This is a genomic window from Vibrio sp. CUB2 (assembly GCF_001557945.1).
Classification (GTDB): domain Bacteria; phylum Pseudomonadota; class Gammaproteobacteria; order Enterobacterales; family Vibrionaceae; genus Vibrio; species Vibrio owensii.
On the sequence record NZ_LNRB01000006.1, the window covers coordinates 304,034 to 317,523 of the forward strand.

Consider the following 13,490-nt stretch of genomic DNA (forward strand, 5'->3'; position numbering starts at 1 on the left):
GCTCAAATAAAAAATCCCCAAGCCGAAACTTGGGGATTAAGCCACACTGACGTGTTTTTTTGTTTAGGGTATCAATCGATTACTGAGCGGGTTTAAACGTCACTTTGTAAGCGTATTGATTGTCCGTTAACTGGAATTCCTTGTGCACACTTGGGCTCCAAGAGTCATCACCGCCAACGCCCATGTGTTTATGATCTAGGCGCACGTAAATCTTCTCTTCTGCGACTAAATCGTTGGTGTGTTTCGCTGCAGCTAAGTGCTGCTGAGCGTACTGACTCACACTGAACTGGAAGTCACCCGAGATTTCTAACTCATTCACCTTCAACCATTGCGTACCACAGCGCAGACCGCTGTCGGTTGGGAAAATGTACGGCGTGTGCATTTGTTCAAGTGTTTGTGTGTGCTGGCCGAAGCGCGCTGCTGCCAAACGGTCAGGGTAGTTTTCAAATGGGCCTAAGCCTTGCCATGTTATTGGAGCATTTTGCTCATTCAATGGCAGTTCGAACTCCAAACCGATGCGTGGCATTGGTGGTAAATCATCAGCCAATTTCACGTCGACAGCCAATGCCATCTCACCGTTATTGCTCAGGGTGTGCGTCCAAGTCGTGATCGCTTGTACTTCACCATTAAAGTGGTAAGCGAACGTCGAAGTCACTTTCACCGCATGTGCCAGAGTTTCACTGTGGCAAGCGACGCATTGGCGGTCCCACTGGCCGATACCCGCCATATCCCAACGACACATCCAAGCGTTTGGATCGACGTTGTCGATTTCGCTCACGCCGATGTCGTTATCCAGTGGTGCACGGAAGAAGTTATCTTGTGGTGCTGCAAGCATTTGTACTTCACCATCGACACGCCAGTCGGTCATCAAGCCCGTTTGGCTATCCCAACGCCATTGATGTTTTTCATCCAAGCTAGATACCAAAACGGTGTTGTCTTGCTGCGTTAGCATTGGCGCTGGTTGCGTTTCCAATGTTGGCAGAGCAAGGCCTGCTGTATTGCGTAGTGACATTTGCTCAGAAGCGACGAAGTGTTCTGCGTCAGCCCAAGGCGTTGCAGCAATCAGAGTAATGTCGGTATTTAAGTGATATTGCGCTTCCGCTTTTGGCGTGAAATTAAGGGCAATCTCAATGCTTGCTTGGCTGTCTGCTTCTACGTTAAGCGCCAATGAACCCGTTTGGATGACTTTGCCATCTTCCAACAGAGACCAGTTCAATTGCTCGTTATCGGTCGCGCGGAACAAGTTCTCGTTAGTTACCAATAGTGTGCAAGCTTCTTTGTTTTGTTCTTGCAGTGATACGGTGATCATGCGTTGGCAGTATTTTGCTTCTTCCAACGTTGGATGAACCGTGCGATCTGGGAAGATCAAACCGTTGATGCAGAACTGACGGTCATTGATTTCATCACCAAAGTCACCGCCGTAAGCCCAGAAGTGTTGGCCGTTTTCATCCCATTGGCTCAAGCCTTGATCCACCCAATCCCAAATAAAGCCACCTTGTAGGCGAGGGTAATCGCGGAACGCATCCCAGTAGTCATTAAAGCTACCCAGACTGTTGCCCATCGCGTGTGCGTATTCACACAAAATCAAAGGACGAGTTTCATTTGGTAACGACACCCATTTCTTGATTGCCCATTTAGGCACGGCTTCATCTTCGATGACCGTATTCACACGCGCGTACATTGGCGCAATGATGTCGGTTGCCGTGGTGTTTGAACCGCCGCCTTCGTATTGTACTGGGCGAGACGGGTCGTAGTTTTTAGACCAAGCGTACATCGCATTGTGGTTGCTGCCGTGACCGGATTCGTTACCTAAAGACCAGATGATGATCGAAGGGTGGTTCTTATCGCGCATCCCCATTTGGGTGTAGCGGCTCATGTAAGCGTGCGCCCATTGTGGATCGCTCGATAGGCGGTTCATTGGTTGCATGCCATGAGTTTCGATGTTCGCCTCATCGCACACGTACAAGCCGTATTGGTCACACAGTTCGTACCAACGAGGGTGGTTCGGGTAGTGCGCTGTACGTACCGCGTTGAAGTTGTATTGTTTCATCAAGCAGATGTCGCGGATCATGTCTTCTTCCGTCATCACATGACCAAGCTCTGGGTGATGTTCGTGACGGTTCACGCCGCGGATCAACAAAGGCTTACCGTTTAGCTTCAATTGGCCATCGGTGATTTCGACTTTACGGAAGCCCACAGGGTACGCTTCGCTTTCTAAGTGCGTGCCATTTTCATCCATCAATGAAACGACTAACCGGTAAAGGTTCGGTGTTTCCGCTGTCCATTTCTTTGGCTCGCGTACGTGCAATGTTTGGAATACCACGTCATCCCACGTACCACGTTCGTCAATGCGACGGTTGTGTGGGCGGTTGATGCGTGGCTCTGTCACGGCTTGTTCGCCATCAAACAGCTGCACTTGAACTTGGTAGGTGTCCGGCGCAGAAATCGAAGTCACAACCGACAGTGAACCATCGCGGTAACACGCGTCTAAATCCGGTGTGATGAACACATCTTCAATGCAGTGTTGTGGTTTAGACAGCAAAGTCACGTCGCGAAAGATACCACTTAACCACCACATATCTTGGTCTTCTAGGTAGCTGCCATCACTCCAACGAATCACCATGACGGCTAGGCTGTTGTCACCCGCCACAAGGTAAGGCGTTAGGTCGAATTCAGAAGGCAGACGGCTATCTTGACTGTAGCCAACCCAAGTGCCGTTACACCAAAGGTGGAAAGCCGAGTTCACGCCATCAAAGATAATGCGCTGCGTATTGGCTAAATCTTCTGCTGAAAGTGACACGGTAGTGCGGTAGCAACCCGTTGGGTTATCACTTGGTACAAACGGCGGGTTTACTTCGAATGGGTATTTCACGTTGGCGTAGATAGGCTTGTCGTAACCTTGCATTTGCCAGTTTGAAGGGACAGTAATCTCATCCCAGTCTTTGTCATTGAATTGTGACTCGATGAACTCGCCGTCAACTTGCTCTGGCGTATCAAACAGTTTGAATTTCCATTGTCCGTTCAGCGATTGACGCTGGGCTTGAATACCTTCGCGGGCATGGTCAATATCGCGGAAACTGGAAAGAGGGCTGTGAGCCTTAAGACAGTGAATGTTCACTGATTGCGGGTTTTCCCAGTCGCGTCTTTGGAGAATTTCTGAAAATGCCTTCATGGTTTTCCTACTTAACTTTTTGTTTCTAATTTTGTTTCGCTACGGAACTTGAATCCGCAGCGAGAGTGTCTTTCGTCTTGTTGTGAAGCGTTATTTCGCTAATTGCTTCACGAGATAATCTTTTGCTTGGGTAAAGCCTTGCTCAGCTGCTTGGTTGGCAATCGCCGCAGCTTGTTTTACGTCGTTGTCTTTGAGCGCTGCATCGATTTGAGATTGGTACAACGTCCATTCATCTTGTGCTTCAGGTGATGCGGCAGGGGTTAACTCTGCTTTTGCGGTGTCGTTGGTTTGTGTGCCCAATTCCGCCAAAAGCGTTAACACCGCGTTGTTGTCGGAGGCGCTCGCCGTGACATCAATAACGCCAAAAGGTTGGAACTGAGCAGTGAGCGGAAGCTGTTTACTGCCAATAACGTTTTGTGTTTCTGCGTAGACTTCTTCTGGGTGCTTGCGAGTCAATTCGGTGCCAAGCAGTGTCGAATCTGAAGCGATGACCACGTATTTCGCGCCATTAAGTTGTGGGTTCACCGTGATCACTTGTTCAACACGTTCTAAGCCGCGCATGCCCGTTGTGTGGTAGCTAAAGTCTTTTGCTGAGTAATCGGTTAGAAGCTGCCATTTCGCGTCATAAATAAGAACGTTCGCAGCAAATAGCGCATTGTTATCAACATAAGAGCGAACAAGCAGCGAAAATGGTGCGTCAGAAGTGATTTGATAGCTCATCACTGGGAGCGGTTTGGATGAAGCAGAATCTGAAGAAAGTAAAACCGCACTGCTCATACTTGGCAGATTTGCATCCATAACCACCTGCTGGTGGAAAGGAATCGATAGGGCGGTCAGAGGCAAAGCATCTAACGTTGAGCAACATTGTGGCTGGCTCAAATCGGTATTAAAGGTTTGCTCTGGTAATCCACTGCACGCGCCAAGAGACAGAGCCATGAATAGAGTTGCTAGCGGTTTTAGTTTCATCTGCGTTGTCCTTTGTGGGGTGAGCGTATTACTCACCCCGTTGGGTTCATAAATAGTAGCGGGTTTGGATTACCACCATGTTTCGACGTTAAAGCCGAAGGTGATTTCGTCGACGTTTTGTCCACCAGTACTGCGAGCATGGCCGTAGACTTCGCCACCACGGTTCCACTCATCGGTTTTCTCTGAGTAGGTCGCGAACAAGCGCAATGATGGACGAGCCCAAACGCCTTTGCCTGCTTGGAACATTTGCGCCACCGTCACTTTGTACATGTCGTTGGTGCCAGCGCCGTTTTGTGCTTCGACTGATTCGTAGCCAACTTCAAGTGCGGTTGCCATGTATTCTGTCCAGCTGTACTGAGGACGAGCGCCCACGCTGAACCATTTCTCACCTTCGTTGTTATCCAGATTTTTGTCTTGGTAAGCGATGGAGTACATCACTTGGAAATCTTCATTCACGTTAAGATCGCCAGAGTTGAAAATACGCCAGCTGTAACCATCGTGCTCAACGCCTGTGTTGTATTTACGGTTTGAGCCGCCTTCAGCACTCATCAAGCCGCCCGCAAGCGCATCCGTACCGTATTGGAAAGCGAATGTGTTTGAACCATAGTTCCAAGCTTGACGGTAAAGTGCAGAAAGCATGGCGCCAGAAGTGGTGATGTCACTTTCGTCATAACTAGAGTTTTGCGTGAACACGTAGTTCAAACCGACCGTAAGATCTGCGCTGTCGCTCAGTTCAATGCCGCTTAAACGTGCGTCAATGTTGTGTAAGCTGCGGCCATCTGCGCTAGAGTTTGGCGCCATCCATGCGATGTGACCTTTAGCAAAGCCAAGATCCCAGTTTTCAATACCGATACCTGTGCTCGATGTGTCCCAGTATTTAATGTCGATCATGTGCACTTCATGACGGCGGTAAAAACGTTCGCCCGCCCAAACGGTGGCATCCGCTTGGCCTTCAAACAGACCATGACCTGCTGACCACATTTGGATCAAGCTAACGTCACCCCAGCTTTCGCCACTACCAAGGTAAAGAGTGGTATCAAAGTACGCGTCGCCTTGTTGCCAAACGTCGGCTTTGAGGCCCGCTTCCCACCAGTTCAGTTCGTTACCCAAACGGTAGTTACCGTAACTTTGACCAGCACGAATCACATCGTTGCGTTCGCCTTTGCCACCATTGTGTTCATCGTTATCGGTGTAAATGTTGCCCCACTTGGCGTAGCCGAAGTAAGTGATGTTCTCCACTGCAGCCATACCAGCAAGCGGTGCTAGGGCGAGGGTTAACCCAAGCGCTCTTACAAGCGTCTTTTGTTTCATGAAGTGTCTCCATTCTATTTTTATGGATTTATTTTTTATTGGTTTGAGTCCTAACTCGCTGCGCAGTGTAAATAAACTCTGGAAACGTTTTCATGATGAGGTTGGCATTTTTGTCGTAATGAGGGGGTTATTACTATTTTGTGTGATTATGATCTCTTAAATTGAGGTTTTAAGCGCGATTTTAGATTGATTTCTAACCACGCAAGTTGGAATCGTTTACTTTGGTTGGGCAGTGTTTGGGTTTGGATAATGGGCTAGATGTTATTTAAGGTGATGATTTAAATTGGATTTTTTCTAAGAAAAGGAAGTTATTAGGAAGAAGAGGAAAGAGAGCCCAATTGAAATCAACTGGGCATGTGAGACAAGGAAGTATATACAACAAGTGGTTCGCGGGCGCACTGCACACGAGCATTTGCGGTATCGTCAAACTGGGATTTTGAGTTAGGACCCAAGAGAGACACTTCATAAAGAATCTCGAAGCCTCAAGAATACGGTTGTCGGTTAACCACTTCAAGAGGTGAGGAGTTCAACTGAGCGGTCTGTAACCTTATTTATGATTTTGTTGTTGTAAGGTAATGAATTAAATAACGAAAAATCCTTTATAAATCAGTTTAGTATTCGAATTTACGTGCAGTACTTTAAAGAGCTCAGTTACCAAAGAATCTGAGGTTTGAGGAGCTGATCGCTGCGTAATATAAGAAGGAATAAGGCGTAGCGGGCGATGGCACAAGTTTGGAAAATTAACTGTAAACGTTTCCATGATTTTGGAGTGGCTCACAGATTCTTTTGTTTTTTTCATTATGATGCAGCGTAATTTCCAGTTTCAAGGTAAGACAAGATGACGGACAAAACACTGATTGAGCTAACCGGTCAGCAAACTCAATTGATTGTAGAGTTGGGCGAATATGCAGAGATTCTGCATTGGGGACAAAAAGTAGTTGGTGACCTTAGTGGTTTCCGCATGGCTTTACATCGTCCCGTGCCATACGGTCGTTTGGACAGCGACGTATCCATGACTCTACACCCAGAGCTTGGTCGTGGCGTTTTCAGCAGCCCTGGTGTGGAAGGGCATCGCGATGGTCAAGATTGGGCTCCAGTGTTTGTCATCTCCCATATTGAACAACAGCAAGACAGTATTGTGATTGAGAGCGAAGATGCAATCGCAGGTCTTCGTTTACAAACCGAGCTTAAGCTTGATAGCAACGATGTGGTGAAAACGCGTCATACGCTCACCAACAAAAAAGCAGGCGTTTATCATGTGAACCGTCTTGCCAATACGTTGCCTTTGCCAGCTCGTGCGAATGAGTTGATGACTTACTACGGCCGCTGGGTTCATGAGTTCCAAACGGTGCGCCAGCCATTGCTGCAAGGCGGCTACCAACAAGAAAACCGTCGTGGACGTACTTCTCATGAGCACTATCCTGCGCTTGTTGCCGGCACGACTCACTTTGATGAAATGAATGGCGATGTGTGGGGCTTCCATTTCGCATGGAGTGGCAACCACAGATTGCGTGTAGACGTGAAAGCCGATGGCCGCCGTTACATGCAGGCTGAAGTCATTTACTTGCCTGGTGAAGTGGCGCTAAAAGAAGGGGAAAGTATTACAACGCCTTGGCTGTACGCGAGCCACAGTCATTGTGGTTTGAATGGTATGAGCCATCACTTCCACTCTCATGTACGCGAAATGATTTTGCCGAGTGATTTCACGGACAAACCTCGCCCAATCCACCTCAACACGTGGGAAGGCATCTACTTCGACCACGATCCAGAATACATCATGTCGTTGGCAACTCAGTCGGCAGAGATGGGTGTAGAACGCTTTATCATTGATGATGGCTGGTTCAAAGGGCGTAACGGTGACAAAGCAGGGCTAGGGGATTGGTTCCTGTGTGAAGCTAAGTACCCAAATGGCTTGCACCCGATTGTGGAACACGTAAACAAATTGGGCATGGAATTTGGTTTGTGGTTTGAGCCGGAGATGATCAACAAAGATTCCGAATTGTTCCGTACGCATCCTGATTGGTTATTGGCTGTAAACGGTTACGATCAGCCAACCGGTCGCAACCAATACGTGATCAACTTACAAAACGATGATGCGTTTAACTTCCTGTTTGAGCGATTGGATCATTTCCTCTCGACTTACAATATCGCTTACATCAAGTGGGATATGAACCGTGAAGTCGTTCAGCCAGCGCACTTAGGTCAGGCTGCGGCGCATAATCAAACCCAACGTTACTACCAGTTAGTTGATAAAGTTCGTGAAAAGCACCCGAAAGTGGAGATTGAATCTTGTGCGGCAGGTGGTGGTCGTATTGATTTTGAGGTTCTGAAACGCACGCATCGATTCTGGGCTTCAGACAATAACGACGCACTTGAGCGTCAAACCATTCAACGCGGTATGAGCTACTTCTTCCCGCCAGAAGTGATGGGCAGCCATATTGGTGCAAGCCATTGTCATAGCACGCGCCGTCGTCACAGCATCGAGTTCCGTGGGCTTACGGCACTGTTCGGTCATATGGGGATTGAGCTTGACCCAGTGAAAGAAGAACAAGCGGAAAAAGAAGGCTTTGAGCGCTACATCAAGCTGCACAAGATGCTGCGCCCATTGCTACACAGCGGCAGAACTTGGCGAATCCCAACGGACGATAAAGCACATCAAATTCATGCGGTTGTCTCAAACGATCAATCGGAAGCCGTGGTGATGATCGCTCAGCTCGCGATGCCAACGAACTCTTTAAGTGGGCATTTGCGTGTACCGGGCTTGGATCCACAAGCAACATATCGAGTGACGGTATTGGATAAACCGTCTAACTACGATGACATCGTGAATTACCAACCGCCTTGGACTGAATCGGGTTGTGAGCTATCTGGCGCATGGTGTGAAGAGGTTGGCTTAACCATGCCAATCCTTGACGCTGAAAGTGCCATGTTGGTGAAATTCGAACGTATCCACTAAGCCATATCTATTTAGAACCTTGCCTATTTAGAATCATAGCTATTTAGACGATTTCATCGTTTCTCATTGGTTTTCTATCGCCGTACAGACATCAGGTTTGTACGGCTTTTTGCGTTGGTTTTAAATGGCCGTTTTGAAATCGTTCTCATGCTTAATGAGCGTAAAGTGTTGATAAAATGGCGTAAATAACACGATCTCCTCGCATTAATAGGTCTAAATATTGTTCGATGTCTCATTTTGAAAACTTGCCTGTAAACGTTTCCATAAAGCGGTTTTTGATCACAGTAAGGCATTCAGTGTGTGAGTAGCATTAGCATCGAAATATAAATAAAAGACGTCGACGTTATGAATTCTAGTTAGGGGAATGAATAGCAGTACGACACTAAGGAACTATTATGTCTGATAAAATTACGCTACAAACCAAGCTGTCCTACGGTCTTGGCGCACTCGGTAAAGACTTTGCCTGTGCACCTATCTACATCTTCTTAATGTTCTACTTCACTGACGTAGCCGGCTTGTCTGCTGCTTTCGTTGGTACCATCTTCTTAGCCGCTCGTATTATTGATGCGATTACTGACCCAATGATGGGTGTGATCGTGGACAACACGCGATCAAAATTCGGTAAATTCCGTCCTTGGATTGTGATTGGTACGTTATTAAACGCAGTAGTACTGGTTGGCCTTTTCAGTACTCACATGTTTGAAGGTACTACGCTTTACATCTACGCAGCAGCGGCATACATCCTTTGGGGTCTAACGTACACCATTATGGATATCCCTTACTGGTCAATGATTCCGGCGCTATCAAGCTCTCGCCAAGAACGTGAAAAGTTGGTGGTGTGGCCACGTCTGTTCGCGAGCCTTGCATGGTTCATTACTGGTACTTACGGTCTGCACATCGTGGGCGAACTAGGTAACGGCAACCAAGGCGACGGTTTCTTCAATGTTGCGATGCTGATTGCGGTTCTGTTTGTAATGAGTGCATTCTTGATTGCTCGTAACGTAAAAGAGAAAGCAGCACCAGCTAACGCAAAACCAGCAGAGAAATTCAGCTTCAAAGACGTTTTAACTATCATCGGTAAAAACGACCAGCTTAAAGCGCTAATCGGCACGGTTCTGTCTTTCCAAATTGCGAACCTATTGGTTGGTGGCTTCGCTATTTACTACTTCTCTTACGCACTGGGCAACGCAGAACTATTCCCAGTTTACATGGCGGTTGCAGGTGCAGCAGAAGTGGCGGGCGTGTTCTTGTTCCCTCGTATCGCTTCTCTATTACCACGTAAGCTTCTATGGCCTATCGCTTGTGGCTTCCCAATTCTGTCTTGTGTACTTCTTCTATTGATGGGCTTCATCGCTCCAGCAAATGCGCTAATGATTGGTATGGCGGGTGCGGCAATTAAATTTGGTGTGGGTATCGCGAACGCGCTGCAAACTGTAATGCTGGCTGACGTTGTGGACTACGGCGAGCACAAAACAGGTCGTCGTAGCGAAAGCGTTATCTTCTCAGTACAAACCATGCTTGTGAAATTCGCAGGCGCAGCAGGTGGCTTCATCGTGGGTGTTGGTCTGTCTGTTGTGGGTTACGTACCAAACGTAGAGCAATCAGCAAGCACCATTATGGGCTTAGAATTTATGATGATTGGTCTACCTGCAATCATGATGACCATCAGTGGCGTGATTTACCAACGTTACTACCATCTGCACGAAGGCTTCAACAAAGAAGAAGCTGAGCAACAAACTCAAGTTGAAAGCGTACCAGCACAAGCATAATCGTTGCGTTTTCACTTAAGTACCCCAACTCAATTTAGTCACTAAGATAAAGCGCCTCCAAATGGAGGCGTTTTTGTTTGCTTCGATAAAATATCTTGATTGGCTGAAATCCATTTTTTAGACAATAATTTCAGTTGGTTAAAGGATTAAGGCGCTTGGATTACTCCAAGGTAAAACGATGAAAAAACGTAAACGCATTTCGTTAAGGACAGTGCTAGGGTTGATGTTTGTCTTCTGTACCCTAGTGACAGCAGGTGTGGCGATAACTTTGCAATACCATTTTGCAAGAAAAGCTGAGTTGCAACACACCCTCACTCGATATCAAGCCATTGCTACGGGTGTCTCATCTCACCTCTCTAATTTACAAAGTTTAGCCGAGAGCGTAACGCGAAGCGGTGCTCAATTGGTTTCCCTTATTGACGTTGATACACCTGAAGAAAGCATTGTTATTCCGTTGTCCAAGTTATTGGCAAGGGATTCCAATCTACACAGTATTTTCGTTGCAAAAGCGAATAACGATTTCTTCCAACTGATTAGCCTAACATCAGATGACATTCGAGCACGGGTAAAGGCGAGAAAAGGCGACCAATGGCTGCTTGTTGTGCACAGTGGAGATAAGCAGAATCGCCGAAAGTCGGGCATCTATTACGATGCGAACTTTGTCCCTAGGCACTCGGCCATAGAATTCAGTAATTTCATTCCGACTCAACGTAGTTGGTACGAAAATGCGCAGTACGATGAGGTGTACAACACAGCCCCTTATTTGTTTAACACGCTGAAACTCTCGGGAGAAACGTTCTCAATCAAGGTGCCAGACTCTGACACCGTTGTTGGCGTGGACATTTTACTCTCTTCATTAGAACAGCAATTGACCAATCGTTTTGTTGAAAACAAAAATGATCCAGCGGCAGAAGCCTTTATTTTTCAGGCGAATGGTCGCTTAATTGCTACCAACAAAATGGTCGACATTGAAGAGCGATTGCCTTTGGTGTCTTCTTTGAAATTGACCAATGAGCAACGAGCATTAATTGCGCGTGCGCCGGAGTTAAAAGTTTCAAACCAAAATAACTGGGCCTCTGGATTACACGGTTGGTGGCCGACCAAATGGTTTCACGATTGACTTGTTTAAGATGATTTCCGAGATGACCGGGCTTAGGTTTAAGTTTGTAAACGGAAGAACCTGGAATGAGCTCGTCGCAGACTTTCGAAAAGGCAATATCGATATTCTTCAATCTATCGCCGATAAAGATGATCTTTCCAACTTCAGTGTTGTTGGCACCCCAATGTACAACGGGAAATTTGCCCTCTTAACCAAGGAGGAGAACCATCACATCACAACGATAGAACAAGTGAAACAGGACAAAATTGGCTTGTTGAAAGGTTGGAGTATCCAAGACGATCTCAGAGAAGCCTACCCAGAGATGACCATCATTTCGTACAGCTCGCTTCATGATGCGATTGATGGGGTGCTGAACGATGACGTCGTCGCTGTGCTCGATCTTGAACAAATCTTAATGAATAAGGTGAGAGAGAAGTTTCGTCAGCATCTTACGATTAGCCAAGTCACTGATGCTCATCTACCGACTGCTTTTTACTATTTGATGAATAAAGGGCAAGAGGCGTATGTCGAGATCATTAACCATGCGATTAAGTCGATTACACCAGAACAACGTAAAGAACTTCGCCATAAATGGTTTGAGGGCGGGGCAGCGCAATCCACCTATACCTTTATGCCTTATGAAGAGCTGGTGGCGTTCACGCAGGATCCAACATTCATCAATTCGGTACGCCTTGTTCGAGTGAATGGCATCGATAAGTATGTTTACGTGGCTAAACTGACCCACAAAGAAGAACGTTATTTTGCCGTAGTGATACCAGAAGCTTATGTGATGTCAGGGGTTAATGAGGTGACTTTGTACGCGGTTGGCGCTTCCCTGTTTGTGCTTGCGCTACTGATTCCTGTGGCCTGGACGATGGCGAAACCGATCTCCGAGCCCATTAATGCCTTGAGAAAGCAAGTCAGGTTTGTACGCGATCGCGAATACGACAAAGTGCAGCGTGTTCACTCACGCATTGAAGAGATTCACCAACTTGGTCTTTCAGTGATGCGAGGCAGCAACTCGCTTAAGCAGTTTGAACAAAGACAAAATGAGTTCTTTGAATCTGTCATTCAGCTTATCGCACGCGCGATCGATGAAAAGTCTCCGTATACGGCGGGGCACTGTAACCGTGTGCCGGAGATTGCTTTGATGCTGGCGGAAGAAGCCGAGAAGTCAGATCAAGGGGCGTTTGAGTCGTTTGCTTTTGAAAGCGATGAAGAGCGTCGTGAGTTCCGCATCGCTGCTTGGCTTCATGATTGTGGCAAGATCGCGACGCCTGAGTATGTGGTTGATAAAGGCAGTAAGCTAGAAACCAACTACAACCGCATTCACGAAGTTCGCATGCGATTCGAGGTGCTGTGGCGAGACGCGCAGGTTCAATATCTACTCAAAAAGCTAAAAACGATGGGTGTCGATGAGCAACCCGAGAAAGCATTGGAACAAGAATTTGCGGAGCTGAAAGAAGAGTTCGAATTTGTCGCCAATGCGAACGTGGGGGCGGAGTTTATGTCAGATCAAGACATCGAACGTCTACACAAGTTGGCTGAGAAAGAGTGGACGCGTTACTTCGATTGCGGACTTGGTTTATCGCCATTAGAAGAAACGCGTTATCAACCACAACCAACGCCAGCAACGGAGAAGCTGCTTTCTGATCGTCCTGAGCATGTGATTGAGCGTGAGCAGGCATTTGAGATAGACCCTGAATTTGGCATCAATATGAAAGTGCCAGAGAAGCTCTACAACCATGGTGAACTGTATAACTTGGCCGTGCAGCGCGGTACGTTGTCAGCAGAAGAGCGCTTTAAGATTAATGAGCACATGATCAGCGGAATCAAGATGCTCGAAAGCATACCGTTCCCACCCGAACTTGAGCGCGTTCCTCGTTATGCCACGACTCACCATGAGGCGATGGAAGGCTTCGGCTATCCGAGAGGTTTGATGGGAGAGGAACTATCGATCCCTGAACGCATTCTGGCAGTAGCAGACATTTTCGAAGCGTTAACCGCGGCGGATCGACCTTACAAGAAAGCCAAAACGCTGAGTGAGGCGATCGATATCATGTCTAAAATGGCGATGGGTGGGCACATCGATAAAGACGTGTTCCGACTTTTGCTTACTAGTGGAACGTATTTGCGTTATGCGAAGCAATACTTGCCGGAAGCGTTGATTGATGATGTCGATATTGAGGGCTATTTAGAGAAGCTATCTTAGCTTTT

At 47.2% G+C, this 13,490-nt stretch carries 7 protein-coding genes; 4 read left to right on the forward strand and 3 right to left on the reverse strand.

What is annotated here, in order from left to right; translation table 11 throughout:
* Window positions 1-79: 79 nt before the first annotated feature.
* The 3 genes from ATB78_RS12510 to ATB78_RS12520 all read right to left on the reverse strand — a co-directional run bounded on the left by ATB78_RS12510 (window position 80) and on the right by ATB78_RS12520 (window position 5,449).
* Complete coding sequence (locus tag ATB78_RS12510; protein ID WP_061008808.1) at window positions 80-3,172, reverse strand: beta-galactosidase; 3,093 nt, start codon at window positions 3,170-3,172, stop codon at window positions 80-82.
* Window positions 3,173-3,262: 90 nt separating this feature from the next.
* Entirely contained in the window at window positions 3,263-4,138 is an 876-nt protein-coding gene (locus ATB78_RS12515; protein ID WP_061008809.1) for a MalM family protein, read from the reverse strand.
* Between the two features lie 69 nt (window positions 4,139-4,207).
* Complete coding sequence (locus ATB78_RS12520; protein ID WP_061008810.1) at window positions 4,208-5,449, reverse strand: carbohydrate porin; 1,242 nt, start codon at window positions 5,447-5,449, stop codon at window positions 4,208-4,210.
* An 838-nt stretch (window positions 5,450-6,287) separates the two neighbouring features.
* Between ATB78_RS12520 and ATB78_RS12525 the strand changes: the two genes are divergently transcribed.
* From ATB78_RS12525 to ATB78_RS12535, 4 genes are all read left to right on the forward strand, one after another.
* Window positions 6,288-8,405, forward strand: coding sequence for an alpha-galactosidase (locus tag ATB78_RS12525; RefSeq protein WP_061008811.1), 2,118 nt, complete (start codon window positions 6,288-6,290; stop codon window positions 8,403-8,405).
* A 395-nt stretch (window positions 8,406-8,800) separates the two neighbouring features.
* Window positions 8,801-10,174, forward strand: coding sequence for a melibiose:sodium transporter MelB (melB, locus tag ATB78_RS12530; RefSeq protein WP_005438913.1), 1,374 nt, complete (start codon window positions 8,801-8,803; stop codon window positions 10,172-10,174).
* A gap of 178 nt (window positions 10,175-10,352) precedes the next feature.
* Window positions 10,353-11,294: a hypothetical protein gene (locus tag ATB78_RS30105; RefSeq protein WP_240537395.1), complete on the forward strand. Its 942-nt coding sequence runs from the start codon at window positions 10,353-10,355 to the stop codon at window positions 11,292-11,294.
* 10 nt (window positions 11,295-11,304) lie between these two features.
* Entirely contained in the window at window positions 11,305-13,485 is a 2,181-nt protein-coding gene (locus ATB78_RS12535) for an HD domain-containing phosphohydrolase (RefSeq protein ID WP_240537396.1), read from the forward strand.
* Window positions 13,486-13,490: the final 5 nt, after the last annotated feature.

Bases quoted from the DNA above. Each gene is read 5' to 3' on its own strand.
- ATB78_RS12510 (WP_061008808.1), bottom strand. From the start codon at position 3,172: ATGAAGGCATTTTCAGAAATTCTCCAAAGACGCGACTGGGAAAACCCG.
- ATB78_RS12520 (WP_061008810.1), bottom strand. From the start codon at position 5,449: ATGAAACAAAAGACGCTTGTAAGAGCGCTTGGGTTAACCCTCGCCCTA.
- ATB78_RS12525 (WP_061008811.1), top strand. From the start codon at position 6,288: ATGACGGACAAAACACTGATTGAGCTAACCGGTCAGCAAACTCAATTG.
- ATB78_RS12535 (WP_240537396.1), top strand. From the start codon at position 11,305: ATGATTTCCGAGATGACCGGGCTTAGGTTTAAGTTTGTAAACGGAAGA.
- ATB78_RS12515 (WP_061008809.1), bottom strand. From the start codon at position 4,138: ATGAAACTAAAACCGCTAGCAACTCTATTCATGGCTCTGTCTCTTGGC.
- ATB78_RS30105 (WP_240537395.1), top strand. From the start codon at position 10,353: ATGAAAAAACGTAAACGCATTTCGTTAAGGACAGTGCTAGGGTTGATG.
- melB (WP_005438913.1), top strand. From the start codon at position 8,801: ATGTCTGATAAAATTACGCTACAAACCAAGCTGTCCTACGGTCTTGGC.